23 protein-coding genes and 1 pseudogene are annotated in these 26,822 nt (G+C 58.8%); 12 read left to right on the top strand and 12 right to left on the bottom strand.

Translation table 11 applies throughout. The features are described from left to right. The first annotated feature begins 5 nt into the window (after positions 1-5). The 3 genes from Q0I65_RS03345 to Q0I65_RS03355 all read left to right on the top strand — a co-directional run bounded on the left by Q0I65_RS03345 (position 6) and on the right by Q0I65_RS03355 (position 2,783). On the top strand, positions 6-584 hold the full coding sequence (locus Q0I65_RS03345; RefSeq protein ID WP_296059800.1) for a 4Fe-4S dicluster domain-containing protein: 579 nt from the start codon (positions 6-8) through the stop codon (positions 582-584). A 142-nt stretch (positions 585-726) separates the two neighbouring features. Beyond that, complete coding sequence (locus Q0I65_RS03350) at positions 727-1,488, top strand: molecular chaperone TorD family protein (protein ID WP_296059801.1); 762 nt, start codon at positions 727-729, stop codon at positions 1,486-1,488. Positions 1,489-1,496: 8 nt separating this feature from the next. Then, positions 1,497-2,783, top strand: coding sequence for a radical SAM protein (locus tag Q0I65_RS03355; protein WP_296059803.1), 1,287 nt, complete (start codon positions 1,497-1,499; stop codon positions 2,781-2,783). A 400-nt stretch (positions 2,784-3,183) separates the two neighbouring features. On the opposite strand, the gene Q0I65_RS03360 is transcribed toward Q0I65_RS03355, so the two are convergent. After that, positions 3,184-4,107, bottom strand: a complete 924-nt coding sequence (locus Q0I65_RS03360; RefSeq protein WP_296059806.1) for a helix-turn-helix transcriptional regulator — start codon at positions 4,105-4,107, stop codon at positions 3,184-3,186. Between the two features lie 133 nt (positions 4,108-4,240). Here Q0I65_RS03360 and Q0I65_RS03365 point away from each other — a divergent pair, with 133 nt between their 5' ends. After that, the gene (locus tag Q0I65_RS03365) at positions 4,241-5,317 is read left to right on the top strand and encodes an AbrB family transcriptional regulator (protein ID WP_296059809.1); all 1,077 of its coding nucleotides are present in this window, start codon (positions 4,241-4,243) and stop codon (positions 5,315-5,317) included. Between the two features lie 10 nt (positions 5,318-5,327). After that, a complete protein-coding gene (locus Q0I65_RS03370) occupies positions 5,328-6,338 on the top strand; it encodes a glyceraldehyde 3-phosphate dehydrogenase NAD-binding domain-containing protein (protein ID WP_296059811.1) in 1,011 nt (336 codons plus the stop codon). 1,158 nt (positions 6,339-7,496) lie between these two features. Here Q0I65_RS03370 and Q0I65_RS03375 read toward each other — a convergent pair. From Q0I65_RS03375 to Q0I65_RS03385, 3 genes and pseudogenes are all read right to left on the bottom strand, one after another. Continuing rightward, positions 7,497-8,156: an AAA family ATPase gene (locus tag Q0I65_RS03375; RefSeq protein WP_296059814.1), complete on the bottom strand. Its 660-nt coding sequence runs from the start codon at positions 8,154-8,156 to the stop codon at positions 7,497-7,499. A 144-nt stretch (positions 8,157-8,300) separates the two neighbouring features. Continuing rightward, the gene (locus Q0I65_RS03380; RefSeq protein ID WP_296059817.1) at positions 8,301-8,642 is read right to left on the bottom strand and encodes a hypothetical protein; all 342 of its coding nucleotides are present in this window, start codon (positions 8,640-8,642) and stop codon (positions 8,301-8,303) included. Further along, positions 8,635-9,450, bottom strand: a pseudogene (locus Q0I65_RS03385) (DUF6414 family protein). The gene Q0I65_RS03380 and the pseudogene Q0I65_RS03385 overlap by 8 nt, the downstream one beginning before the upstream one ends. 248 nt (positions 9,451-9,698) lie before the next feature. On the opposite strand from Q0I65_RS03385, the gene Q0I65_RS03390 reads away from it, so the two are divergent. Further along, positions 9,699-10,016, top strand: a complete 318-nt coding sequence (locus tag Q0I65_RS03390; protein ID WP_296059820.1) for a helix-turn-helix domain-containing protein — start codon at positions 9,699-9,701, stop codon at positions 10,014-10,016. A 208-nt stretch (positions 10,017-10,224) separates the two neighbouring features. On the opposite strand, the gene Q0I65_RS03395 is transcribed toward Q0I65_RS03390, so the two are convergent. From Q0I65_RS03395 to guaA, 4 genes are all read right to left on the bottom strand, one after another. Beyond that, entirely contained in the window at positions 10,225-10,989 is a 765-nt protein-coding gene (locus Q0I65_RS03395; RefSeq protein WP_296059822.1) for a trypsin-like peptidase domain-containing protein, read from the bottom strand. Then, the gene (locus Q0I65_RS03400) at positions 10,979-11,434 is read right to left on the bottom strand and encodes a hypothetical protein (RefSeq protein WP_296059825.1); all 456 of its coding nucleotides are present in this window, start codon (positions 11,432-11,434) and stop codon (positions 10,979-10,981) included. The genes Q0I65_RS03395 and Q0I65_RS03400 overlap by 11 nt, the downstream gene beginning before the upstream one ends. A gap of 968 nt (positions 11,435-12,402) precedes the next feature. Then, entirely contained in the window at positions 12,403-13,791 is a 1,389-nt protein-coding gene (locus Q0I65_RS03405) for an RNA-binding domain-containing protein (protein ID WP_296059828.1), read from the bottom strand. Positions 13,792-14,562: 771 nt separating this feature from the next. After that, positions 14,563-15,543, bottom strand: coding sequence for a glutamine-hydrolyzing GMP synthase (gene guaA, locus Q0I65_RS03410; protein ID WP_296059829.1), 981 nt, complete (start codon positions 15,541-15,543; stop codon positions 14,563-14,565). 385 nt (positions 15,544-15,928) lie between these two features. On the opposite strand from guaA, the gene Q0I65_RS03415 reads away from it, so the two are divergent. The 6 genes from Q0I65_RS03415 to Q0I65_RS03440 all read left to right on the top strand — a co-directional run bounded on the left by Q0I65_RS03415 (position 15,929) and on the right by Q0I65_RS03440 (position 20,594). After that, positions 15,929-16,201, top strand: a complete 273-nt coding sequence (locus Q0I65_RS03415) for a MoaD family protein (RefSeq protein WP_296059831.1) — start codon at positions 15,929-15,931, stop codon at positions 16,199-16,201. A 59-nt stretch (positions 16,202-16,260) separates the two neighbouring features. Continuing rightward, the gene (locus tag Q0I65_RS03420) at positions 16,261-16,752 is read left to right on the top strand and encodes an NAD(P)H-dependent oxidoreductase subunit E (protein ID WP_296059834.1); all 492 of its coding nucleotides are present in this window, start codon (positions 16,261-16,263) and stop codon (positions 16,750-16,752) included. Next, positions 16,745-18,535 carry an NADH-ubiquinone oxidoreductase-F iron-sulfur binding region domain-containing protein gene (locus tag Q0I65_RS03425; RefSeq protein WP_296059836.1) on the top strand — a complete coding sequence of 597 codons (1,791 nt, stop codon included), beginning with the start codon at positions 16,745-16,747 and terminating at the stop codon, positions 18,533-18,535. Before Q0I65_RS03420 ends, Q0I65_RS03425 begins: the two co-directional genes overlap by 8 nt. Positions 18,536-18,537: 2 nt before the next feature. After that, entirely contained in the window at positions 18,538-19,269 is a 732-nt protein-coding gene (locus tag Q0I65_RS03430) for a 2Fe-2S iron-sulfur cluster-binding protein (RefSeq protein WP_296059839.1), read from the top strand. A 96-nt stretch (positions 19,270-19,365) separates the two neighbouring features. Beyond that, a complete protein-coding gene (locus Q0I65_RS03435) occupies positions 19,366-20,067 on the top strand; it encodes a HesA/MoeB/ThiF family protein (protein WP_296059843.1) in 702 nt (233 codons plus the stop codon). Further along, the gene (locus Q0I65_RS03440; protein WP_296059845.1) at positions 20,064-20,594 is read left to right on the top strand and encodes a hypothetical protein; all 531 of its coding nucleotides are present in this window, start codon (positions 20,064-20,066) and stop codon (positions 20,592-20,594) included. Before Q0I65_RS03435 ends, Q0I65_RS03440 begins: the two co-directional genes overlap by 4 nt. Before the next feature lie 80 nt (positions 20,595-20,674). On the opposite strand, the gene Q0I65_RS03445 is transcribed toward Q0I65_RS03440, so the two are convergent. The 4 genes from Q0I65_RS03445 to nifJ form a co-directional block, all read right to left on the bottom strand. Continuing rightward, positions 20,675-21,424: a type IV secretory system conjugative DNA transfer family protein gene (locus Q0I65_RS03445; RefSeq protein WP_296059847.1), complete on the bottom strand. Its 750-nt coding sequence runs from the start codon at positions 21,422-21,424 to the stop codon at positions 20,675-20,677. Continuing rightward, on the bottom strand, positions 21,345-22,154 hold the full coding sequence (locus Q0I65_RS03450) for a type IV secretory system conjugative DNA transfer family protein (RefSeq protein ID WP_296059849.1): 810 nt from the start codon (positions 22,152-22,154) through the stop codon (positions 21,345-21,347). The genes Q0I65_RS03445 and Q0I65_RS03450 overlap by 80 nt, the downstream gene beginning before the upstream one ends. 139 nt (positions 22,155-22,293) lie before the next feature. Next, a complete protein-coding gene (locus tag Q0I65_RS03455) occupies positions 22,294-22,884 on the bottom strand; it encodes a ClpP family protease (RefSeq protein WP_296059851.1) in 591 nt (196 codons plus the stop codon). Between the two features lie 641 nt (positions 22,885-23,525). Continuing rightward, the coding region (gene nifJ / locus Q0I65_RS03460; protein ID WP_296059854.1) for a pyruvate:ferredoxin (flavodoxin) oxidoreductase at positions 23,526-26,822 on the bottom strand (3,297 nt) is incomplete at its 5' end.

Consider the following 26,822-nt stretch of genomic DNA (forward strand, 5'->3'; position numbering starts at 1 on the left):
GAATCATGGCTTTTGGTTTTTACTTTGATATGACGCGTTGCATCGGCTGCCGCGCGTGCCAAGTGGCGTGCAAAGACAAGAATCGTCTTGAGGTCGGAACCCTGTATCGCAATGTGAAGAGCTACACGGTCGGCACGTTCCCCAACGTTAAGTCGTACAGCTACTCTGGCAGCTGCAACCATTGTGAGAACCCGATCTGCTTGGCCAACTGCCCGACGGGCGCGATCAGCAAGGCCGAAGATGGCACTGTCGTTCAGGACCAGAACAAGTGCATCGGTTGCCGTATGTGCGTGATGAGCTGCCCGTACGGCCATCCGCAGTACTTCCCCGAGAAGGGCGTTTCCGGCAAGTGCGACGGCTGCTACGGCCTGCGAGCCGACGGTAATCAGCCCGCTTGCGTTGCGGGTTGCCCGAACCGTGCGCTTGACGCCGGCGACGTCGACGAGCTTCGCAAGAAGTATGGCAACGATCTGGACAAGGGCACCATCGTGGTGCTCCCGAGCCCCGATCTGACCCAGCCGAACCTTCTCGTCAAGACCAAAGATCTTGCGTTCGATAGCTCTGCTGTCGAGCTGATCTGGTAGAACCCGGAGTTTGTTTGCCGCCGCGCCGCATCTCGCTTGCGGCGCGGCGTTTTCTTGTCGTGTAGTATTACCTGGTACAGCTGACTGCCCGTGTTCTCGCTGCGGCGAGAAGGGACGGCCTTCCCTTGAAAGGAGCGGCGTTATGCCTGATCAACAACTCGAAAGCCGCATCGGTATGGATCTTGCCCGCCGCGCGTACCTCTACGATCTGCTTCATGCGGTCTTCGGCGGCAACTGCTCGCCCGATTTCGTTGCGAAGCTCTTTGGTTCGCAGGCTCGCGAGATGTTCACCTACGAGGCTGCCGTGATCTCTGATGGGGACCTGTCCGTTGACAGCAAGTGCGCTCTCGCTAAGATGGATCGCTCGCTCGACGATTGTGCGAGGGGGGTTCTGGCGTGCTATGACGAGCACGGGGACCTGCCTTCGGATGCCGTGGCGGCGCTTGCGTCTGAGATGGAGGGCGACTACGCGAAGCTCTTCCAGATTCCTGGGGACTGCTATGTTCATATGTGGGAGTCGCCGTACGTGGGCACCGAGCAGACGTTGTTCCAGTGCAGCACGCTCGATGTTCGCGCGGCGTATCATGCCGCCGGTTTGAAACTTCAAGCTGAAAAGCAGTTCCCCGATGACCACATTGCGGCTATGCTGGGATATCTGAGCTGCATGGGGTCTCGCGCGTACGAGGCGTATGCCGACGGGCGCGATTCCGAATGCTGGAAGGCGCTGCAGGATTCCAAGGCGTTTTTGGAAGCGCATGTGCTCACGTGGGTCAACGCGTTCGCTCAAAAGGTGATCGAACGGGACGCGCGCGGACTGTATACCGCATTTGCCCAGAGCATCGTCATGGTTGCCCATGTCGATAGCGTGCAGCTCGATTGGCTTGCGGGGCATATTGGCGAATAGGGATTGCGATGGACGTTCGGGAATACGCGAAAGCATTCAACCAGGTAGAACGCGATTATGAGGAAGCGGTCGCCGCTTTCGGCGTTCCCTTCGAGGCTTCGGAATCCTGTTCCCGAGAGCGTCGCGCACAGGTGGCCCGCGCCTGCGGCTGTCATTGCGAGAACGGGGGCGGCTCACTGTGGCGCGGATGGGTATCGCCTGCGTGCTTGGCATGCCGCACCGGCGAGCGCACGGCAACGTTTTTCATTGACCTGCGTTGCACGCGCCATTGCTACTTCTGCTTCAATCCCAACCAGGATCACTACGAGTATTTCCTTTCCCACTGCCGCGATATCGTGTCCGAGCTCAACGCTGCACACGATGCGGGCGCTCAATTTGACTGCCTTGCTATCACGGGTGGCGAGCCTTTGCTGCACAAGGAGCAGGTCGTGACCTTCATCGAGCGGGCGCGCGAGCTGTATCCCGCCGCTCACGTGCGCTTATACACGTGTGGCGATCTGCTTGACGACGTGTGTCTGGAGCAGCTCACGCAGGCGGGGCTCGACGAGCTCCGCTTCAGTGTGAAGCCCGAAGACGTCGCGAGTGCGGATGCGCCCGTGTTCGAGCGCATGGCGGCTGCTGTGTCCTCGTTGCCGCACGTCATGGTTGAGATGCCGGTGATTCCCGGCACGCTTGCCGCGATGAAGCCGCTTCTCTCGCGCCTCGACGCGATGGGCGTGCAGGGGATTAACCTGCTCGAGTTCTGCTTTCCTCTCTGCAACGCGGAAGAGTTCCGCGCGCGCGGTTTCGAGCTGCGCAAGCACCCGTTCAACTACCTGTACGATTATTGGTACGGCGGGGGCGTTCCCGTTGCGGGCAGCGAGGCTGAGGCGTTGGCGCTGCTCGAGTACGCCGACGAGCAGCAGTTTGAGCTGGGGGTGCATTACTGCAGCTCAGACAACAAGAACACGGGGCAGATCTTCCAGCAAAACAAGGCGTTTCTGGAGGACGTCGATTTGCAGGCCGCATATCCCTGGCTTTCCCTTGACGAAGGGGACAAGCTCCTGAAGTGCGCAAAGGCTTTCGGCAAGGACGCGAAGACGGTTCGTGCGTGGGCGCGAGCATGCCGCGTACCGCAGGATTGGGATGCGCAGGTGCCTTCGATTGCCATTCCACTTGACTGCCTGGGGGAGGCGCGCAGGGCATGCCCCAGGGCGGTTTTCGCCGAGAGCACCAACGTCTTCGAGAATCGCGAGGGGCAGCCCTACTTGCGCGAGCTGGGCGTTTGCGAGATCGAAGGCGGGGAAGGCGCATAGGGGAGCGTAAGGGGCACTGCCAGCTCATCGTTTCTCGTTGCAGTATCGTTTTGAACTCACCTAGATTTAGGTGAAATCTCCTGACAAAAGTGAATACTTGCGTTATAGAAGAATAAGCCCTTTAACTGGGGGTTCTTTCTGCTAGCAATCAGGTTGAGTTCAGGCAATTCCATCAGCTGCATCGAAAATACTCCACTGGAATAGTTCAGGAATATATTTCGCATAGTGTAATAGTTCATTGACCTGCGAGAATGCAAAAATCTGAGTTCATATTGAGTTCATGCTTATTAGAAGATGGGTGATCTCGTTCAAACTGTGATCGTACAACACGAAATCCACTGGCTCAATTTGAGCCAGTGGATCTGAGCTGGTGTTTCAGCGAAAAACGATTCCATACGCCTTATCCGATCCACATGATCTTGCCCATGTCGGAGGTATCGTAGCCACCGAGAGAAGAGAACTCCTCTTTGAGCAACCCCGATTCGAGGATGCCCATGAGCGAGCGCATGGGAGGGGTATCCAGGTCACGCTTCTTGAGAACGAGGTCGTATCTTTCCTTCTGCAGCGGCACGAAGTCGATGCCCTCGACTTGGCGCGCGATTTTCTCGCTCCCCACGGCTACGTCAGCGCGGCCTCTCGCCACGGCGCTCGCAACAGCGATATGTGACTGAACCTCGGAGTCGTATCCATCCAGCGAGCCAGGATCGATATCAAGCATCCTCAGATGCTCGTCGAGCAGTATGCGAGAGCCCGCCCCCTTCTCGCGATTGACTATGCGGATGCCGGGCTGCGCCAGATCCTTCCAGCCGTTCAGGCCGAGCGGGTTTCCCTTGGCGACGTAGAATCCCTGCGTGCGATAGGTCAGATTGACAACGACCGCGGCAACCCCTGGGAGGAGCCTTCTCACATACGGCACGTTGTAGGTGTCGCTCTCGCCGTCCCAAAGGTGCGAGGAGGCTATCTGCACCTCGTCCTTGTAGAGGGCGGAGAGCGCGTCGTAGCTTCCCACGTAGGCACGCAGCGTATGATGCCCGGCCTGGTTCATATAGTTCGACAGCACATCCAGGATTATGTCCTGCCCGCAGATCACGATTCTGCCCTTGTCGGGCTGTGGGATTTCAGAGGAAAGGGGTTTTTCAGCCACGTCCTGCGCCGTCTGGCTCCTCTCCATGTAGTCGAGCACGCTCTTGCGCGTGAAGCGGAGCTTCCTTCCTACGAGGAAAGAGGGTAAGTCACCCCTGTCCTTCATGGCATAGACCGTGCCCTTGCTCACCTTGAGCAGCTTGGCCACCTCATCTGCCGTCAGGGCTTCGTCCTGGTTCATTGGCACGATCTACCTCCAAACGCTACAAAACGATACGAAACGATGTATACGAGGATCTAATGATACCAGCACGAATCGTGAGATGCTGATTGGAATTATACTTGCACAAATATCAATCAACGAAGGAGGGCAAGTGGACAGCCTTCTTATATCGGCGCTCCTGACGCTTTGCGTCGGCGTGCCCTGCGGGCTCATCGCAAAGAAGCTCAAGGTACCGGCAGGCTTCATGATAGGCGCGTTCGCCGGTGTGTCGGTCTTGAACATAGCGACGGGCGCAGCATGGCTGCCCACCGAGACCCGCACCCTCGTACAGATAATCGCAGGGGCGTTCGTCGGATGCTCCCTTGAGCGCAGCGACCTAGAGCGAGTGCGTGGTTTCTTGAAGCCCATGGTGCTCCTGCTTCTCATCTTCCTGGCGCTCAACCTCGTGGTCGGGTTCCTCATCTGGGCGACGTCTCCCTTAAGCCTAGTGACCGCCCTCATGTGTGCGATACCCGGCGGCATCAACGACACCCCCATCGTGGCAGCTGCCATGGGCGCGAACGCCCCGGACGTGACCATCATGCAGCTCATCCGCCAGGTGCTAGGCATCGGAGTGTTCCCTATCATGATCGAGGCCTTCGACAGATTGCGTGTACGCCAGGGACATCCTGACCCCGGAGATGCGAAGACAGAAGACGACGCAAAGCGCGTGAAGTCGAAGCAGAAGTTCAGCGGCTCTACCATAGCCGCTCTCTCCGTTGCCCTCGTATTCGGCGCTCTTGGCAAGCTCAGTGGTATCCCCGGTCTCACCTTCACGGCATCCATCGTCGCGGTCTCCATCCTGAAGCTGGCATTCGACTTCGCCTTCATACCCAAGGTCGTGAAGAAGGGATGCCAACTGCTCGCCGGCTGCTATCTGGGGACGCTCCTTACCGCAGAGGGATTCGCAGGGCTTCCTGGCCTCATCGCGCCCGCGCTCATCCTCATCGCTGGATACACGCTGAACTGCTTCGGTGCAGGAAAGCTCGAGAGCAGGCTCTTCGGCTACGGGCGCAAGGAGGGAATGCTCATGGCATCCCCTGCAGGCGCGTCGGACATGGCGCTCATCATGGAGGACCTGCACGTGAGGAACACCGATGTGGTCATCATGCAGGTGGTGCGCGCAGCGGTCGTGATGGCGCTGTTCCCTCAGATCATCAACCTCATCTGTTTTGTCGTCGGAAGTTAGGAGACCGGATATGAAACGCGTTGCGATAAACGGTATGGGCAGGATCGGCCGCTTGGTGGCACGCTCGCTGATGGAGCATGGCGAAATCGAGATCGTCGCCGTGAACGACATCGCGCCGATGGAGACGATAGCCTACCTGCTGAAGCACAGCACCGAATACAGAACGCTTGACTGCGACGTGTCCTACGATGAGGCGGATGACACTTTATCGCTCGGCAGCTCGCGCATCAGGGCGCTCCGGGTGGCGGATGCCTCGAAGCTCCCATGGGAGGAGCTCTCCGTCGATGTCGTACTGGACTGCACTGGCGCGTACTGCTTTCGCGAGAAGGCGCATGCGCACATCGAGGCAGGAGCGCAGAAGGTGCTGATATCGGCTGCCGCCGGATCCGATGTGCCCACTGTCGTGTATGGCGTGAACGACGACATCCTCACAGCGAAAGACAACGTCATCTCGGCAGCCTCATGCTCCACGGTCGGGCTTGCCCCCTTCGCACAGGCGCTCAATGCGGTGGCACCCATCGAGCAGGGCATCGCTACGACAATCCATGCCCTCACGCCCTCGCAGATGGTGCTCGACGATCCGCAGCGCAAAGGCAACCTGCGCCGCTCGCGCACGGCAAGCGAGAACATCATCCCCACCTCTGCCGCCTTCGCTCAGGCGGTCGGGCTGGTATTGCCGGAGCTTCAAGGGAGGCTGTCGGGCTACGCGATCCGAGTTCCCGTAACACGCGGTAGCCTGATCACGCTCTATGCCGTTGTGTGCGGAGAGGGCGAGACAAGGCTTACTGCCGATACTCTGAACCAGTTGATGCGCGAACGCGAGAGCGACATATTCGGCTACACCAACGAAGAGCTGGTCTCGTCCGACATCGCGGGAACGAAGCTGCACTCCATCTTCGACGCGACTCAGACCAAGGTCTCCGATATCGGAGACGGGAGATACCTGGTCGAAGTTGCTGCTTGGTTCGACAACGAGACCTCCTACGTGTCGCATTACGTGAAATTGCTGGGACTGCTGTAATACTGTTTGAATCCTCCGACGGTCGAACGGCATAATTGCGCTGCTTATATGCGCCATGTTCACAGCCCATGAGCTGATGGGTGCACTTTACCTTATGAGCACGGTGCGGAAGGAGGCTTCTTGGATCGTATGGGCGGGAGTGGGCATGATTGACGCGCATGTTCTCGCGCCCTTCGATGGAGCCGTCTGGATACTCGCATCGATGATTCTCGCGATAGCAGTCTGCACTCATATATGCGTGTCCGCGAAATCCCTTTCACTCGATGTATCTGCACCTAGATCATCTATAGCAATCGTGCGAGCCATTGCCATCACCCCCACATTCGTCGTCATTGCCGCCCTGCTGTTTTAATTTGCCGTGAGGAGGATCTTTATACGCGGGATAGATATCTCAAAGAGGTCCCGGTGAAAACATTCATAGAGCGCCAACGAGGCCGAATCCAAACTCGCATTTGTGCAGAAATCATGCAGACGGGACTTACAGGGACTTAACTGAATTTTTTGGAAAGTATAGAAGATGATTTCCTCATATGATGGGCGCACCGATTCCGACACGGAAGGAGGTGCGCCTATTCCCATCATCTGCAACTGACATATCCATCCCAAAAGCCGGGGCAAGGTTTTATTCCAGGGTTAATCGGATTATCGAGTTCGGATTTGTGGATTTCACACGGTTGTGATGGCGCTCTGACGACGCTCTGATGGCGCCACTTCGAGGTTTTTAGTGGATGTGCCAGCGCTCTGAACAGGGCGCTTGGGAGCGGCATGCCAGATTCTGCTATTCCCACTCAATCGTTGCATGGCCCGTTTCCGTGTAGTCAGCGGGATGGATGAGCTGGGATTCCATCTATTCTCCTATCTCGAAAACCGTGTAGTCAACCTGTAGTCACCTGGGGAGAGTATTTTCACCAGACCGAAGAGTGATATGTCTGACCTGCGGAAACAAAGTTCGATTGTGCACAACTGACTACATGGCGGAAACAGAGCCAACGGGGTGGGGCGCTCCCCAACTGAAGAGTGACAAATCCCGAGTGAAGAGTGACTGCGCTGAGCTTGGAAAATATGAATTTCTACCTAGTAGGTGACTACATCGGTCCTCGCAAGCAAAACAACCCATCCCCGAGCTGAATCATGAGGAGAAGGCGGCGTTTCTTTGCGTTAAACGCTCTTTCTTCCGGACAAAATAATGGGAGCAGAAAGCTTCTTAAATATGGCCATCTCAATCTTGTTCTTCATCGTACGCATGTTGTCATACTTTGCAGCATGCTCGATGAACCAAGCCTGAACATCGCTTTGCTCGATTGTCGCCCTGTCTTCCTCATCAAGTTTTGAGAGAACGAACTCAATGTGCTCGTTGATTATCGTGACCTTCTCGTCTACTCCGAGATCGCAGAAATGTACGCTTGCGCCGATGCGCGAGAACATGGCGGGGCCCATTGCTCGACGAGCGGACGCTTCGGAATTGAAATTAGACGTTAGGAGAAAAAGGGCATTTCTCATGTCGACATCAGAGTTCGTGTCGACATATCTGCCCTCATCAAAGAGCTGGTAGAACATGTTGTACAGACGGGGATCGACTTTATCGAACTCGTCTATTAGAACGACATTAGACTCCCTCGCCAAAAGATCGCGCGCGAAACTTGCTTTCGAGTGTTCCGCGCCAAACAGATACTCGTAAGCCTCTTGCGTTTGCATCATCGAGAACTGCACTCTGGTAAGCTCTCCGCCAACTGCCTCGCTTAAACACCTCGCCGTTTCCGTCTTGCCGACGCCGGACGGTCCATAGAACATGATTACAGAGGGACGCTCCTCGTTCATGGCGGCAAGCCGATACAGAGATGCAATCAGTGACTCTTTCCCCTCGTCTTGCCCGAGGACATCCGATTGCAGTTTGTCGTATATGTCATTGAGTCTCTTATTCTCAATGAGCGGGTACTCATAGTGTACGACATCAAGAGTTCCTTACGGCTGCGACGCCTTTAGAGAGTCGAAGACTCGTTTCGGAGGGTTCTGCACGTAGAGCTTTCCGACATCAAACGTCTGCTCGAGTATGGTGGCAAAGCTTGGTAGGACATGGCTCAAGACGGAACCGAAGTCATCGGCATGGACCACGCAGCTATCAACTCGCTCGGGAGCCTTGAGGACGAGATCCCTAGTGATGAGATCACTCGACTTTATCCGGGCGTTATAGACGCGGATGGATTCGAGATAGGTAACGCTCCGCTCATCTTCAGCGGTTTCTCTTTCTACCATCTCATCAAATGCTTTTCGCGGTCCAAAAAAGATCACTGCGTTATCAGCCATTTGAAACAACTCCCGCAAGGATTACATCATACATGTCCAGGCTTTCATCTTCGCCAACTGCGCTTTCTTCATTCTCGGCGCCCTCGACATAATCTGGATTGGTGGCAGATGAAAATCCTTCAAGGCTAAGTTCCTTGTCTGCAGCTAGCTCAGCAATCCGTGTCTTGCCAACGTTTACTGCATACAGCCTCAAATTCATATTGAGGAGATTACCCTGCTTGTAGTTGTTCTTGAAGCCCAAACCGTTAAATCGAAGAACGATTCTTTAGCCATCGTCGTTGTTGCCGAAGAATTCGAAGTACCCCTTTGCCTTCGTCAACGTGGAATCAAGCTTGTCCAAGGAGATGTTAAATTCCCCAGCTTCTATGCCCTGGCCGCTCCGAAGCATCGACAAATAGGGAGTGAGCAAAGAGAGGCTAGAGATGGATCCTGGGATTTGCACGATTTTGCAGTTATCGAACTTTTCAATTCGCTTATCGCTCTCCTCTCCATCCACTGCAGCAAGGAAGTCGGTAAGCACGGTGTTAGTGACGATGCTTTTGACTACGGTGTCATCTTTAAAGGAGGCCGAGAGCGACCCCTCGGCAGATACTGAGCCCTTTACCAGGTTGGCGAACCAAGCACGCACGCCGATGGAACCTTTTATTTCTGCTCCACCTTCAGCAGATTTGTCATCAGTCGTGGCAATCTCCGACATGAATGACCCACCTGTTTTCAACTGAACATAGTCAGTTGCAGAGCCTTCATCAAAGTAAACGATTTTTACAATGTCATCAGTGTTACTCATACCCGACACGCCCCTTCGCATTATCAATGACTATTTTATCGCCAGTGACAGAGTCCGACATTCGGGCGCTGTAATCATCCCTTAATTCGCGGGGCCAACGGATCTAAGACGAATCGTGACTTAGCGTGGCCTAGCGCCCTTTGTGACGTTGCGTACGTATTTCCCATCAGGTATCTCTCAGCTTGCCCGCGATGACGGAACGAGGCTCCTTGGGTCTCGTTGCAACCCAAACGCACCAGATGCAAGACGAAGAGGAGGTAGGCCACCCCATGGGAGACGACATCCTCCAGATGACACGTGACGCGTTCCCGACGCCCATCGGAATATCGGATAATGATGCCGAGAGCCGCGAGAATGCCGGGGCGGAGATACGGGGGTCTGTCGCCTCCTCGACATCCGAAACGTACGACCTGCCCGACGGCCTCATGGACGTGCCGCAGGTCGCAGAATACCTGCGCGTGTCGAAGACGTCGGCCTGCAAGTTCATCGAACGGCAGAAAATCCCCACCATAAGGATCGGGGGGCTTCTGCGTGTCAGGAAAGGCGAGCTAGACGAGACGCTGCGCACCATGGACAACGACATCTAATCGGTGATCCCATAACTTCCGGCATATCTTCATCGCATAAAACTAGAGCGAGGCCCTATGGGTCCCGCCCTTACAAAACCCGAAGGTTTTCCATGTGTCTGTATTGTGAGCCGTTGGGGAGCCAGATGTCAACCAGCACGCCGAGCTCAGTCACCTCGTCCTAGGCAAAGGAGCAAAGGGGCGTCACCGCTTTTGACGGCGCTCTTAGCTACAGCAGACCTTCCACGAAGGGTTTGAGCTTGTCGAGCATCGCGTCGCTTCTGATGACTGTACCTAAATCGAGGTGCTCACTCTCCTCCTTCGTAATCGTCTGAGTGATTACACCCATGAACAGCAGCCTGGAGCCGAGGGCAATTCCGTCGGTCGTGGGATAGCTGCCCTGGTTGAGGATGAAGGCGGGACTGCCGCTGGAGCCCTCGAATACAGATGCGTCAACGAGGAACTCGCGCTTGCCCTTGTAGTCGTTCCAAGCGGGCGTGGAAGTCCAGCCTTGTCTGATGAGGGGAGTCTTGTTGTAGTCGTCATAGAGCCCGCTGGGGTATCCGATGAAGGTGATTTGCTCGAGCGCCGCCAAATTGTCCAGCACGCTCTTCTTCGGGATGAGTCCAGAGTCGATGGAGCGGTAGAAAGGCCTCCTCCCGTTTTGTTCGAGCATGCTGAGAACAGGAGCCACCGGCATCGCAACCAAGTCGAGCTCTCCGAGCTTCTTCCCCTCGATGAATGACTTGTCGAAGTTCACGCTGATGGTCTCGCGTGACGGGGCGTCACCTTCGGCTAGATTGATGACGAAGCGACCCTGAATCACATCCTTGAGGACATGGTGATTGGTGATGAGCAGGGGCACGTTGCGCCCGTCCTCAAGGTCATAGGAAAAGAAGAATCCTGTACCCGAGACGCCCGTGCCTTCGGTAGTTATGCCCACGATGGGGACCGTGGTAAAGAGCAGCTGCGTGCTCGTATCATTAATGTTCATCGGTCTTGGCCTCCTTGCCATCGGGATCCGCTAGGTGTTCTAGAACGCGCTCAGCCAGATCAGATTTGCCTTGGTTCTCTTCTTTTCGGATAAAGATAAAAGCGACAAAGAGTCCTACTGCGCCACACGGTGCTACGCAGAGCATTAAGATACCGAGCAAAGATGCGAGATTGACAGATGACGACAAACCCCCGAGAAACCAGCCCAGGAACGTTGTCGCGAGACCTAAAAGGATGTCAGGTTTGTAGGAAGGGCGCTCCTGCTTGGCCTGAAGGAGCATCTCCCTTGCTTTTCTCAGGTCGCTGTCGCGCTGTCCGACGTATGATTCCAGCAGGTATTCATCGGGAATGCGAACCTCGTGGTCCTGGCGCACGGCGACGTGCTCCCGGTCATTTATGAGGTGGATGCCGTTACTTGCCTCTCCGACGCTAGTATTGTCGCCCATGTGCGCGAAGACGCTGTCGAGGTCAGCCCACCTGACTCTATGGGCAAGTGCCTGGTCTTGTGGTGGGTCCTCTTGACCTTTCTCCACCAGATCTCCTTAGAACAAGGTCCTGGCGTCTTGCGGAGGTTTATGGTCACAGCAGAGACACCATGGTTCAACCAATATATCGATGGATAGATTATACCGTGCGGCTGATATGGCGACCAAGGGATGCGGGCGACGCGGCTGTGGGGTGCTAATGACTTGCAGATTGCTGGTGACAGGCTACTACTAGCGGCGTGGCTTTGCTGTTGGCTCACTCCGCCGCCCGCCCCACGGCGCCGGAGATTTCTCTGCACAGTGGGGCGGCATCGGTTGTTCTAGCGGAGTCGGCACCGTCGGCAACGGAACGTATACTGCGTTCGTCGCGCTCATTGCCGAAGCAACTGTGGCCTGGGAGAAAGGCTGGAGATAATGAACGAGCTCCCTTGCAGAAACGAGTGGTAGTGGAGGCTCGCGCGCACGGTGGCGCAGGGTGTGCTTGGCGTGACCATCGCCAACCTCGACCTGCTGGTCGGCACCTAGTCGTTCATGTCCAAGTGACGCCCCATGCCTCGTGGACGTGCCGCAGGTCGCGGATTACCTGCGCGTATCGAAGGCGTCGGTCTGCAAGCCCATCGAGCGGCAGAAGATATCCACCATAAGGATCGGGAGGCTTCTGTCTGTCAGGGAAGGCGAGCGAGGCGAGACGCTCCGCGCCATGGGCAACGACATCTGTTCGGGAATCCTATGGCCGCGCCCTTTGCATAACAAATAGAGCGAAACCCCGTGGGCCCCGCCCTTACAAAACCCGAAGATTTTCCATGTGCGCATATTAATACTCATCGGGGAGTCAGACGTCAATCAGATTCCACGCAAAGTCAAAGTACGCGGACAAAATGGGCCACTTCGGCAATCTAGAAATGAGTCCGCGCCTACCAAATGCGAGGTCATGCCTTCCTGAACCGGCGCCTCCTCGTCGATCCCTCCCCGACCAATTTGCCCGATTCAATGAGTGCGGATACGTGAGCGCTGGCGCTGCGTTTTGAGACTCCAGCAGCATCGGCAGCATCTGCCAGCGTGAAGCTGACTCGTGATGCAGCGAGCTCCAGTATGGCTTGGTCAGTGCCCCCCAACTGCTTGGCAACTGTCGACTCGGTGATTAAAACCCCACCTGCGTCTGGAACTGTAGCGCGGAAGATGCTTCCGTCCACGAGGGTCGGGTCCCCACCCATGAAGCTTCGTGCATACTTGAAGAGGTTGCGTGTGCCGCTCCCTAACTCCTCCGCAAGCCCTATCTGAGTGAAGACATTGGCAATCGAGGGATTCTTTGGCATCGGGTTAAAGTCATTGAGCGTGATATTCCCCTCAAAGAACGTCCTGCTGGCGTTCTGGGTGTGCAAGCCCTCGCGGTCGATCTCCAGCTTTGCAGGATAGGGACTCGTGAATTCCCGGTGGATGAGCATGTTCGAGATGAGCTCACGGCATACGATGCCCCGCACGCTTACCCTTGCGTCTCCCTCAATAACAAAGGGATCGGGGAGATTACGCTCGCAGAACCCCATGAGGGCATCGTACGCATCGATGAGATTGGTCTTCACCGTTAGACGGTCGTCGTAGCGGTCCTGGTCACGCAACCTGACCACAGCATCGGTTTTGTAAGTAGGACAGAGCGAGCCAATCGTCTCGTCGCTACCGAACAGCAGGCCGGCGGCGAGAGTGAGGCCTTCTTGTCCTGTTGAGTAGTCCTTGACCAAAAGCTGGGCGCTCCGCAAGAGCTGCTCGTCATCCAACCCTGCCCAAGGATGTCCCGGCCGCCGTGCCGTAGCCATCTGCCTTGCACGATGTATAAGATCTGCACGCAAGTCGCTCAGCGTCAAATATGGAAAGATTCGCCGCTCAGTCTCGAGATTGCTCTTCCGGATATACATGGCAGAAATCTGACTGCCAGCGCTAACCTTTACATCGGCATCAGCGATGCGGTCGTATACGACGCCCTTATAGCGGTGAACATCCGGACTCATGGGGACCCAGATGCGGACGACGGTCTTGCCATTTACGGCAACCATTTCAGTCTCGAGCATCACAGCGGGATCGAACAGCTTGGGATTGCGGACGACATTGGCGATATTGCGCTGTATATCTATTGCCGCGCCTTCCGCAACGCCAGCAACAGTCCCATTGTCTTCCACGCCGAGGTAGACACTTCCACCCATGTGGTTAGCGAATGCACAGACGGTCTCAAAGGTGTCCCGTTCAGGCCGTGCTCCGCACCTCTTAAACTCGACTGATACAGATTCACCCTGGGCGATCGTCTCTAACAACAGTTCGGCTTCCATGCGGGTTACTCGTTCCAATTTAGGGTCATATTCTGTTGAAATTTTACCATGATTCGGGAAGCATTCACGCATTCAGGAAGCGATTTAGGAAGAGATTCGCGAATAGCTTCCCGAGTGTTTGAAAATAATCCTGCCGCTCAAATAGTGGGTATAGATTTACGGCTCGTACATTTATGCTTTATATCCGCGGAAGTTCAGCATGATAGTACAATGGTGCGAAGTGCAACGATTGCGGAGGAGTCGACACTCTCGCATTACTATTGCCGGTTTTCGGGGGCCAAAATGGGCCTAGAATCGTCTATTACAACACAGTGTTGAGAGTGACAAACGCTCTTTCGGAAGGCTTGAAAACGGCCCGAATTCATCGGAAATCGCCGAGTTTCGCGATTTGTCACTCCTCACTCCTACCTGCGATTTTGCAAAACGGAGAGCAAAAAAGCGGGGTGACTACAAGGTGATTACATGGCACGGCGTCAGATGCCCCCCTGGCTTGAAAACGCGATGAAATCTTCCATCACCGCGTTGGCATGTTTTGGCATCCGTTCGCCCCTCTTAGCAGAGAGTATCATCACGTCGTCCTCTTGAAGGGTTGTCGAGAGTATTTCCCCAGGTTAACGCCTATAGAATCAGCCCCGAAATGGTCTTGTCTCGGGGCTGATTCCTACGTTTCACTCTCGGAAAGTCCGGGTGGCTTCGTCCTAGTCGTGCCAATAGATGCTAACCACTGCCAACAGGCGGGCGGCTTGCAACTAGATGGAATGAAGGCCCAGCTCACTCCCATTCCACCGTGCCGACGGGTTTGGGCGTGAGGTCGTAGCAGACGCGGCAGATGCCGGGGACCTCGGCGGTGATGCGAGCCGTGATGCGCTTGAGCAGCGCCCAGTCGAGCTCGGGCACCTCGGCGGTCATGACGTCGACGGTGTTGATGCAGCGGATGATGCAGGGCCAGTCGTAGGCGCGCTTGCCATCGCGCACGCCGGTAGCGCGGAAGTCGGGCACGACGGCGAAGTACTGCCAGATGGTCAGCCCCGCCTTGTCAATCTCCTCGCGAACGATCGCATCCGCCTCGCGAAGCGTCTCGAGACGGTCGCGGGTAATAGCGCCGAGGCAGCGAACGCCGAGGCCAGGGCCGGGGAACGGCTGACGCTCGACCATGTTCTCGGGCAGGCCGAGCTCGCGGCCCACGACACGCACCTCGTCCTTGTACAGCAGCTTGACGGGCTCGCAAAGCTCGAACTGCAGGTCATCGGGCAGGCCGCCCACGTTGTGATGGGCCTTTACGCCGTCTTTGGACTCCAGGATGTCGGGGTAGATGGTGCCCTGCGCCAGGAAGCTGACCTCGTTGCCAACCTTGCGCGCCTCCTCCTCAAACACGCGGATGAACTCGGCACCGATAATCTTGCGCTTTGCCTCGGGCTCGGCGACGTCAACCAGCTTGCCGAGGAAGCGGTCGGTCGCGTCCACATAGACCAGGTTCGCATCCATCTGGTTCTTGAAAACATCGATGACCTGCTCGCTTTCACCCTTGCGCATGAGGCCGTGGTTCACGTGCACGCAAATGAGCTGCTTGCCGATGGCCTTGATGAGAAGGGCCGCGACGACCGAGCTGTCGACGCCGCCGGAAAGAGCCAGCAGTACCTTCTTGTCGCCGACCTGCTCGCGGATTGCGGCAACCTGCTCGTCGATGAACGCCTGGGCAAGCTCGGGGGTGGTGATGCGCACCATATCGTCGGGACGATGATTGGGATCCATGCGAAGCTCCTTCAAAATCGATGGGAATGCGCCTGCGCATGCGGGCGCACGTGACATAACCTCATAATTATATGCAGTGGCGCCCGAATTTGCCTCACCGACAGAAATTATTTCTCAACACGGTGGCCTCCTCCTATCGTTTCTGTCTTCGATAGAGAAACGAATCGGGCGAGGGAATCCTTGCAGGTTTGGGGGGAGTCATCTCGAAGGCACGGGAAGGCGAGCGGGTTGCCGGCAACCCTCACTTGCGCCGATACGCCGTGGAGCGGCCGGCGCCGATCTTCTCCAGATACCCCTCGCGCACAAGAGCGCGCAGCGCGTTTTCGACAGTGGAAAGCGACCCCACTGACACCAAATTCCAGGAGCTTCGCCTGTAAGGGGCTGTATGAACGTCAAGTTTTTCGCTACATATCGTATGATTGTGGGGCAGGGGTGCATTAACCTCCCCGCCCCTCGCGACGTTTTGGAGCTGCTGGAAATACTTGAACAACGCTACCCTGATTTCCAGGGGCTGCTGCTCAACGACGATCATACCGATAAGGGACGCGATGCCATCGTGCTGGTGTGCGGCCGCCATATCGAGCATTTGGATGGCGTGCGCACCCCGCTTTCCGAGCAGGATTACGTAGCCGTGACGCCGCTAGTTGCGGGAGGCTGATGCCGCAATGTGCGACGGACATCGAGCACGCGCCCTTCGAAAACGCGAAGGAGACTCCTATGGTTTCTGACGAAGAAGTCACCCAAATCGTGCAGTCTTATCCTGCCGAGCGCCGCTATGCGCTGGCCGCCATGCAGGATATGCAGCATGCCTTCAACTATATCCCCGAGAAGGGGCTTCATTGCCTGGCCAAGCACCTGAACTGCGGTGTCGCCCAGCTGTATTCTATGGCCACCTTCTACAAGGCGCTGTCTTTGAAGCCGAAGGGCAAACACATCATCAAGATCTGCAACGGCACCGCCTGCCACATCCGCGGTTCGGTGAACCTCGCGACCGGCCTCAAGCGCGAGCTGGGAATCGATCCTGGCGAGACGACCGAGGACGGCATGTTCTCCGTAGAGATGGTGAACTGCCTGGGATCGTGCGCCTTAGCGCCGGTCATGCTGGTCGACGGCACCTACCACAACAAGCTCAAGCTCGAAGATGTCCCCGGCATCGTGGAGCGCTACCGCCTCGCGGATGCTGAAGAAGGGGAGGCCGGCAATGACTAGGACCGAGAGAATACTGGTATGCTGCGGCACTGGGTGCATTGCCAACGGTGCCTACGAGGTGGCGAGCGCCCTGGAGGAGCAGATTGCGGCACAGGGAGCAAATGCCCAGGTAGAGCTTAAGGTATGCCGCACGGGCTGCTCGGGCGAATGCGAGCAGGGGCCGCTTGTGCGCCTCATGCCCCGCGACACCATGTATTACAAGGTGAAGCCCGCCGATGCGCCCGCCGTCATCGCCTCGCTCGAGGGCGACGCGGTGGCGAAGCTTTTATACCGCGACAAGCAGGGCGTACGCCACGAGCATCAGGCGGACAACCCCTTCTACGGCCTTCAGCACAAGGTGGTGCTGAAGGATGTGGGCATCATCGACCCCTTGAGTCTGGAGGAATACAAGGCGGCCGGCGGATACGAGGGGCTCGCGCGTGCCCTCACCATGACCCCCGGCGAAATCATCGACGAAGTGGAGAAGAGCGGTCTGCGCGGCAAGGGCGGCGCCGGCTTCCCCGCGGGGCGTAAGTGGCGCAGTGCGGCAAGCTACGACGCGTGGCCGAAGTACATCGTGTGCAACGGCGACGAGGGCGACCCGGGCGCGTTCATGGACGGCTCCACGATGGAGGGCAGCCCCCATGCCGTTATCGAGGGCATGATCATCGGCGCGCTGGCCATCGGCGCCGAGACGGGTGTGCTCTACATCCGCGACGAGTACGCGTTGGCGCGCGAGCATATCCAGCGCGCTATCGACGACGCCTACGCTGCCGGCATCCTGGGCGAGCGCATCATGGGCAGCGACCACAAGCTGGACCTGAACATCGTGCGCGGCGGCGGCGCCTTCGTGTGCGGCGAGTCCACGGCACTTATGAATTCGATCGAGGGCAAGGTGGGCGAGCCGCGGCCCAAGTATATCCGCAGCGTCCAAAGCGGCCTGTTCGAGAAGCCCACGGTGCTGAACAACGTCGAGACCTTGGCGTCCATTCCCACCATCTTGGCCCACGGTGGGGAGGAATACGCCAAGCTGGGGACAGAGAAATCGAAGGGTACGAAGGTTTTCGCCATGGTGGGCAAGGTCAAGCATACAGGCCTCGTTGAAGTCCCCATGGGCACCACGCTTCGCACCCTCATCTACGATATCGGCGGTGGCATCATCAAGGACCGTCCCTTCAAGGCCATCCAGACGGGCGGCCCGTCGGGCGGCTGCATCCCCGAAAGCCTGCTCGATCTGCCGGTTGACTTCGACACGCTGGTTGAATACGGCGCCATGATGGGCTCCGGCGGCATGATCGTCATGGACGATTGCAGCTGCATGGTCGAAGTCGCGCGCTACTACATCGATTTCCTGTGCGAGGAAAGCTGCGGAAAGTGCACGCCCTGTCGCGAGGGCCTGCGCCAGATGCGCTTCATCCTCAACGAGATTTGCGAAGGCCGCGGCAAAGAGGGCGACATCGAGCTGCTTGAAGAGCTCGGGCATATGATGCAGGACGCTTCCTTGTGCGCTTTGGGCCGCACGGCGCCGAACCCTGTGCTGACCACCATCAAGTTCTTCCGCGAGGAATACGAGACGCATATCGGCGAGCATCGCTGCCCCGCGGGCGTTTGCGCCGCGCTGACCAGGTTTAACATCGATCCGCAAACGTGCACGGGCTGCGGCATGTGCGCTAAGGCGTGCCCCACTGAAGCCATCTCCGGCGAGCGCAAGCAGCCGTATTCCATCGACCCCGCCGCGTGCATAGCCTGCGGCAGCTGCCGTGAGATTTGCAACTTCAACGCGGTGCTGACGGAGGGGATGTAGCTATGGCTAAGACGTACGAAATCGTGATCGACGGCAAGACCTGCACGGCCGAGCACGGCGAATACCTGTGGGACGTAGCGAAGCGCAACGGCATCGAGATTCCTGCGCTGTGCCGCAGCGAGGCCTTCCCCGAACACCGCGCAAGCTGCCGCGTGTGCATTGTGGAAGTGGTCGCGCGCGGCCGCTCCAAGGTGGTCACTTCCTGCGTGTACCCCATAGAAGGGGAATGTGAGGTGCGCACTAACTCGCCTAAGATCGTCCAGGATCGCAAGGTTCTCATGGCGCTGCTTGCCGCCCGCGCGCCGGAGTCCGACCTCATGGCTGCGATGGCGTCCCATATGGGGGCGGGCGAGGGCTATGAGCGCCTTGAGCCTTTAGACGCAGGCAAGTGCATCCTGTGCGGTTTGTGCGTGCAGGCGTGCGAGAGCATGGGGACGGGTGCCATCTCGACGGTCAATCGCGGCGTCGACAAGGAGATAAACACCCCCTACGGCGCGGCAAGCGACGATTGCATTGGGTGTTTGAGCTGCGCAAACGTTTGTCCCACGGACAGTATCCCGTTCACGGAAGACTCCGAGACGCGTACCATCTGGAACCGCACGTTCACGCTTTCTCGCTGCAAGGAATGCGGACGCGTGCTGGGCACTCAGCAGATGTCGGATGTGGAACTGTGCGACGCGTGCCGCCGAAAAGCAGTTGCGAACGAGCTAGCGCAGACGTATCGTTTCGTGTAGGATCGCGGCCGCAAAGCAAGGCGGCCGCACCTTCGCTCGGATATGCGAAAGGCGCGGCCGCGCTGATGATGGGCCAGCTAGACAGAAGGGGGCGCCATGGCATTCGAACATCGCTATGATCGCAACAATCAGGCGTTGTCGGATCGGGAATGTCAGGCGCTCTCAGAGTGCAAGGTGGCGGTGATCGGGTGCGGCGGACTGGGCGGATATGCGGCCGAGCACCTCGCCCGCGTCGGCGTGGGAACACTGCGCCTTGTCGATGCCGACATCTTCGAAGAGTCGAACCTCAATCGCCAGCTGTTCTGCACCGAGGACGCTTTGGGCCGCGCGAAGGTGGAAGTGGCTGCCGAGCGTTTGGGGAATGTGAACTCCGAGGTGCAGTTTGAGACATTCAACACGCTATTGACCAGCGACAACGTTTCTGACCTGATCGATGGCTGCCAATGCGCGGTGGACTGCCTCGACAATGTCACTGCGCGCTTTCAGTTGGCCCGTGCTTGTCAGGAGGCGGGCATTCCCGTTGTGTACGGCGCCATCGCCGGCTGGTTCGGCCAGGTGTGCACGGTGTTCCCCGGCGACGTCTCCTTCGTCACCCTCTATGGCGCCCATGAAGATAGTGACAGCGGGGAAGGTGCGCAGAAAGCCGAGGGCAACCTGCCCTTCACGGCGGGCGCGATCGCGTCGTTTCAGGCGGCAGAGGCTGTTAAGGTACTGCTCGGCAGGCAGGACGTCCTTCGCAACAGGCTGCTCATGGTCGATCTTTTGTTCGGTTCCGTGGAAGAGATGACCCTGCGATGAGGCGCGCGAGCACTTCTGCAGAGAAGCTGCGCCTCTTAAACGCGCTCGTCGCCTCGGCGATCGCCGTCTTCTTCTTAGCGCATTCTGCACTTGGGACGGCATCGCTTTTTGTTGAAGGCCTGACCAACAGCGTGCCTTGGCTCGTCTGGATCATGTTCGGCGCGGCGGGAGCGCACGTGCTCGCAAGCGTCGGCGCCACCGCTTTGATGCTCACCGACACCGCGCGGCCGCCGAGTTCTCGAAAGAAGCGCCACTTCGTGCTGAAGTGGGCGACGGGGGCGGTTTTGGCGGCAGCGATCGCCGCGCACCTCTTCTGCGTCCTTTGCCCTGGTAGCCTTCCCGCCTTTCCCCATCAGATAAAGGTGTTTTTCCTGCTCCTTCTTGCCGCGCTCGCGTGGCATGTCGGCATCGCGACGAAGTCCCTTGCCCGTGACCTGGGAATCGGGAAGAGAACGCGCGACATCATGCGAGCCGTCTACGTGTTGGCCGTTTTCGCCTTGGTCGTGCTCGTGTTGGTGGCCTCCTAAGTTTGGCGGGCATGCGCCAAGCGGGAAACCTGCCCCTGTTTCCGGGAGAACAATCTCGGGAACAGGGGGTTTCTTTGCATCTATGCGATGTTTCGCTCGTCGAAATCCTCCATCTCGAGCTCCTCGAAGCTGACGTTGAGCTCCTCCTCGATCTCGCGGAGCATGCGGTCTTCCTCTTCCCTGCGCCGCCGCTCTTCAAGCTCGATCTGGGCCTCCTTTGCGCGCTTCGCCTCGATGAGCTCGGGAAAGCGCGGGTGGTCCTCCAAGCGCCGGGCGGGGTCCATCGCTCCGCGCTGACCGCGCAGGAACACCCACCACATCCCCGCAGGCGTTTCCAGCAAGGTGCTGGCGGTTTTGTTCGCGCGGCAGGAGAAGTAAGTGGCTGTGCGTTCGTCCTGAAAGCCGAGAACAAGCTGGCTGTCGCAGTTGCCCACGATGGAGTTGGCGGTGGCCTCGCCGTAGCGCGCTTCAAGCTGGCTTATCGTCTGGCACACCACCGTGCAGCTAATCTCGCGGCTGCGGATGACCGAGAGCACGTCGTCGATGTGGGGCAGGCGCAGGTTTGCGAAGTCGTCGAGGACGAAGCGTACCGGCACGGGGAGCCGATGGTCGGGGTAATCGCGGTCGGCCGAGCGGCACAGGGAGGAAAACGCCTGCTGGATGAAGAGACTCGTGAGCTTGTCGAGGCTTCTATCCATGTCGTCGATGGTGACGAACAGCGCGCGCTTTTCTCGCCCGAAGCTGCAGAAGTCAATCTGCCGGGGATTGCTGTACGACCTGATGACGCCTTCGAAGCCGAACGGCACGAGGTCCGCCGCGAGGATTCCCAAGATGCTCGCATGCATCTTCTCCGCACCGCACGTGGCCTTTGCGCGGTTGTACAGCGCGGGCGCATAAGCCCCGGGGGTCTTCTTTCTGCAGGTCAGTGAATAGCGGGTCGACCGCCCGAGCGACGGCGAGTTCGAACATGCGGATGACCGACGACATATTCTGCGCGTCGTCGGGCAAGGCTTCAAGCACGTAAGCGATGTAGGCCGTGAGGTAGTTTGCCGCGGCGAGCGGCCAAAAGGAGTCGCTCGCATGCTCGTCAACAGGGCAGATGGCTGAAGCGATGGAGATGATGTCCTGCTGCATCGGTCGGCCCTCGCACCAGCGAATGTGGTCGAGCGGGTTGTATCCGATGGTGCCGTCCATGGCGTTGAAGTCGATGCAGTCGACGATGTAGCCGTTTTCCTCGAGGTAAGGGCCCACCTCGTGATAGAGGGAGCCTTTGCAATCGAGCACAATGTAGGACCCTTGGCATTGCAGCAGGTTCGGCTTGACGTGGTTGCGCGTTTTCCCGCCGCCCGAGGACCCGAGCACGAGGACGTTGTTGTTCAGCCCGCTTCGCCACGTGTCGCAGTTGACGGATCGGTTGGCGGAAAGCAAGGTTTCTCCCTGGTAGGCGCTTCGCTGCGGGTTGCAAGCAGGCTCGCTTTTGGGCTTTGCGGCGGGGAAAGCTTGCGCGAGTTGGTTTCGCTTGGCATCTTTGGCGATGGTTTTGAATTCGGTGGCTTTCATAGGCTGCTCCTCAGGTTGGAAGTTGACAGTGGATGGGAAATGGGCGGGCAGGGGAAGGGTGAGCGAGGGAACGAACGGGTGGCGCCAAGCTTAAGCCCGCCTGCGGTCCGAGCAGACTCGATGCCCTCGCACGGCGCCGCTACAGCGTGCTTATCACGCGATCGGCAAGGTGCGCCGCCACCGCGTCTTCTGCCTCGAAATAGGTGTCCCGGGCAGTGATCTCGAAGACCTGTTCGAGGTCCATTCCCGAATGCTGAGCGATGACCTGCGCTGTTATGTCGCGGATGCGCATCAGGTCGTCGGCGCGCGCCTTCACCGAAAGCGCGCTTCCGCCCACGCCGCCTGAAATGAGCGGGTCGTGAACCATCACGCGGCTGTGGGGCAGCATGTCGCGCGTGTCGCCGGCGATGAACAGCAGCGCGGCCATGCTCGCCGCAAGACCCAGGCACACGGTGCGAATGGGGCAGCTTGTGGCCTGCATCACGTCGTAGAGCGCCAGGCCCGAGCTTACCTCCCCACCAGGGCTGTTAATGAAAAGCGTGATGGGTGCCGTAGGGTCGACCTTTTGCAGATAGAGGATCCCGCGGATGATGACCGCCACCGATTCCGAGTCGACGGGTCCGGAAAGCTCGAGCTCGCGGGAGGCGAGCATCGCGTCGCGGATGTCGAAACGCTGGATGCCGAGATTAGTTTCCTCAATGATTTGGGGAGGGTAGACCGAAGTGCTCATGCCGTGCCTTTCTTCGAATGGCGCCAAGCGCCGGAGGGTTGTTAAGGGCAGAGGATGCAAGGCTCGACGCCAAACGCGCGCTCACCATCATGCGGGTTGCATGACGGGAAAGAATGCGCACGAAGGCTCAGCGATGCCGCTCCTGCTCAACGTTTCCTCATCTTCAGTTGTTGCGGTATTGCGAACGGTCATGTAACACGCCGCAGCTTGGAAAGCCGCTTAAAGCAAAGGCAGCCGGCGCCGCCCCCATGCCGTGTATGACGGGGAATTCTGTGACACGCTTCGAGAAGCAAAGGCAGCCGATGCCGCCCCCAGAACTCCCATTAAAAAAGACGGACCAGCCGTCAACGGGTGCATTCGGAGTATAGACGAAGAACCCCCGAATTGGCAAGCATTAATTGGAACGCTTGTTCGAATAGTATTCTCATCAGGTGTTTTAGCCATGACGTGCCATCCGCACGGCATGCGGTAAAGGGAAAGACGCCCGCGCGGTGAAGGGAGACCAGCGCCATAGACGGCTCCGCACAGCGAACGGGCAATGGGCGGGGCACATGCCGTGCGGGCGTGGCCAGCCACGGCGCGGGGGATGCGAGCGCATGCCGAACCCTCGCGCCGTCTGGGCAGTCGCTGGACGTTGGCAGTTAATCCTGTGTCATGCGGCGATAGCGCTCGAAGCGGCGCAGCGCGTCCTCTTTGCCCTGCTCGAAGAGTCGCTCGGCCTCCTTGGGGAAGGTCTTGGTGAGCGAGGCGTAGCGGTTCTCGCCCGCGACGAACTCCAGGTAGTCCCTAGTGAGCGCCTTGGAGTCCAGGGTCATCGGGCTCTCCTTGCGCGGGTCGTAGCGGTACAGCGCCCAGTAGCCGCTTTCCACCGCGCGCTTCATCTCGCCTTGGACATCGTGCATGCCGCATTTCAGGCCGTGCGAAGTGCAGGGCGCGTAGGCGATGATGACAGAGGGGCCGTCGTATTCCTCAGCCTCTTTGAGCGCCTTGACCAGCTGGTTGTAGTTGGCGCCCATCGCCACCTGGGCGACATAGACGTTGCCGTAGCTCATAAGGATTGCGCCCAGATCCTTCTTGCCGGTCTTCTTGCCGCTCGCCGCGAACTGCGCGACGGCACCCGCGGGCGTGGCCTTCGAGCTCTGGCCGCCGGTGTTGGAGTAGACCTCGGTGTCGACCACCAGGACATTCACGTTAGCGCCGCTCGCGACCACATGGTCGAGCCCGCCGAAGCCGATGTCGTACGCCCAACCGTCGCCGCCGAACATCCAGAATGTCTTCTTGGCGAGCTGGTCCTTGAACTTGAGGATCCCCTCGCATACCTTCTTGGCGCTGTTGGTGAGCGAGCCCATCGAATCTTCGATTGCCGTCACGAGCGTATCGGAGGCGGCGCGCGAGGCGTCGAAGTCTTCGAAAGCGGCGAGATAGGACTCGCACGCAGCCTTGACCCTCTCCATGGCGGCGGGCTCGGGTGCGTCGCCTTTGCCTTCCTTCGGGTTCTCCAGGCCGCATGCGAGCACCTGCAAAAGCTTCTCGACGCGAGCCTTCTCGGCCGCGCGCTGCTGGGTCGATCCCAGGTAGAGACCCAACGATAGCTCGGCGTTGTTCTCGAAAAGGCTGTTGGTCCACGCGGGGCCGAAGCCGCGCTTGTTCGTGGTATAGGGGATGCCGGGGAAGGGCGCACCCCACGCCTGCGAGCAGCCCGTGGCGTTTGCCCAGTACACGCGGTCGCCGAACAGCTGGGTGAGGAGTTTGGCGTAGGGCGTCTCGCCGCAGCCCGCACATGCCGCCGAGAACTCGAGAAGAGGCTGCTTGAACTGCGAGCCCTTGACCGAGTAGGGGTCGAACACGCTGCCTTTGTCGGCAAGCCCCAGGCCGTATTCCCACAGCGTGCGGCTTGCGTCGGTGAGCTTGGCGGGCTCCATGGAAAGCGCGTCTGCTGGGCACACGTCGGCGCAGCTGCCGCAGCTTGTGCAGTCGAACTGACTCACCTGGAGGGTGAAGCGCATGCCATCGGGCAGGTTCTTGCCGCCCTTGAGCGCGACGGTCTCGAACCCTGCGGGAGCAGTCGCAGCCTCCTCCTCGCTCACCAGGTAGGGGCGGATTGCAGCATGGGGGCACACAAAGGCGCAGCGGTTGCACTGGATGCAGGCGTCGGCCTTCCACATGGGCGTCGCGACGGCGATGCCGCGCTTCTCGAAAGCCGTGAGACCCATGTCGATGATGCCGTCTTCGTAGCCCGCAAACGCGCTCACGGGGAGCTCATCGCCTTTCTGGGCGTTCACGGGACGCAGGATGTTCGTGACCACAGCTGGCAGTCCCTCATCGCCACCAAGCTCGTCGAGCTCGGCGTTTGCCCAGCTTGAAGGAACCTCGACCTCAACACACCTCTGGGCGCCCTCCTCGATGGCGGCCACGTTGCTCGCCACCACGGCGTCGCCCTTGCGCGCGTAGGACTTCCGCGCCGCGTCCTTCATATAGTCGAGGGCTTGCTCGACCGGCATGAGCCCTGAAATCTTGAAGAACGCCGCTTGGAGCACCGTGTTGATATGGCTTCCCAGGCCCACGCGCTGCGCAATCTCGACCGCGTCAACGGTGAACAGGCGGATGCCGTTGCTCGCGATGTAGCGCTTCATCGCTCCGGGCAGGTTGGCATCGAGCTCCTCAGGCGTCCAGCCCGTGTTCAAAAGGAACGTGCCGCCCGGCTTCACCTCCTGCACCATGTCGTACTGGCGCACGTAGCTCTGGTTGTGGCAGGCGACGAAATCGGCGCGCTTCACGTAATACGTGCTGCGGATGGGCTTTTTCGAGAGGCGCAGGTGCGACTTAGTCACGCCGAAGGACTTCTTGGAGTCGTACTCGAAATACGCCTGCGCGAACAGGTCGGCGCAGTCGCCCAAGATACGGATGGTGTTGTGGTTGGCGCCCACCGTGCCGTCGCCGCCTAAGCCCCAGAACTTGCAGCTGTAGGTGTCGTCGTTGTCGAAGTCTTCGAGCGGACTGACGGGAAGCGACAGGTTGGTCACATCGTCGTTGATTCCGATGGTGAAGCCGCGTTTGGGCTGGTCATCAGCAAGGTTCTCAAACACGGCGACGATCTGGGCGACATCGGTGTCCTTGGAGGAAAGCCCGTAGCGCCCGCCCACAACGAGCACCTTGCCCGCGCGGTCGCTGTTCGCGATGACGCTCGAGACGTCCAGGTAGAGCGGCTCGCCGGCAGAACCCATGCACTTGCAGCGGTCGAGCACCGCGATGCGCTCCACGCTTTGGGGCAGCGCGCCCAAGAAGTGCTTCGCCGAGAAGGGACGGTAGAGGTGCACCTGCAAGAAGCCGTAGCGCTTGCCGCTGCCCGCAGCCTGGGCTTTCGCGTTCAGGTAGTCGCATGCCTCCTGCGCGGTGCCCGAGACGCTGCCCATGGCGACCACGACGTCGGTCGCGTCGGGTGCGCCGTAGTAGTCGAACACGTGGTGCTCGCGGCCCGTCACGCTGGCGACCTGCGCCATGATGCCCTCGACCACATCTGCCAGCTCGTCGTAGGCGGTGTTGTTCGCCTCGCGCACCTGGAAGTACACGTCGCCGTTCTGCACGGTGGCGCGCAGCATGGGATGCTCGGGGTTTAAGGCGCGCGCCCTGAAGCGATCGAGCGCCTCGGTGTCCATGAGCGCGGTGAGCTTCTTGGTGTCGGGCATGTCGATGCGCGAAAGCTCGTGCGAAGTGCGGAAACCGTCGAAGAAGTGCATGAACGGGATGCTGCCCTTCACGGCGGCGAGGTGCGCGACTGCCGCCATGTCGGCTGCTTCCTGAACGCTTCCCGAGCTGAGCTGCGCAAAACCGGTGTCGCGGCACGCCATGACGTCGGAATGGTCGCCGAAGATGCTCATGGCGTGCGTGCCCACCGTGCGGCTTGCCACGTGCAAGACGCCCGGAAGGCGCTCGCCGGC

It is taken from the genome of uncultured Ellagibacter sp. (genome assembly GCF_934643285.1).
GTDB lineage: Bacteria > Actinomycetota > Coriobacteriia > Coriobacteriales > Eggerthellaceae > Ellagibacter.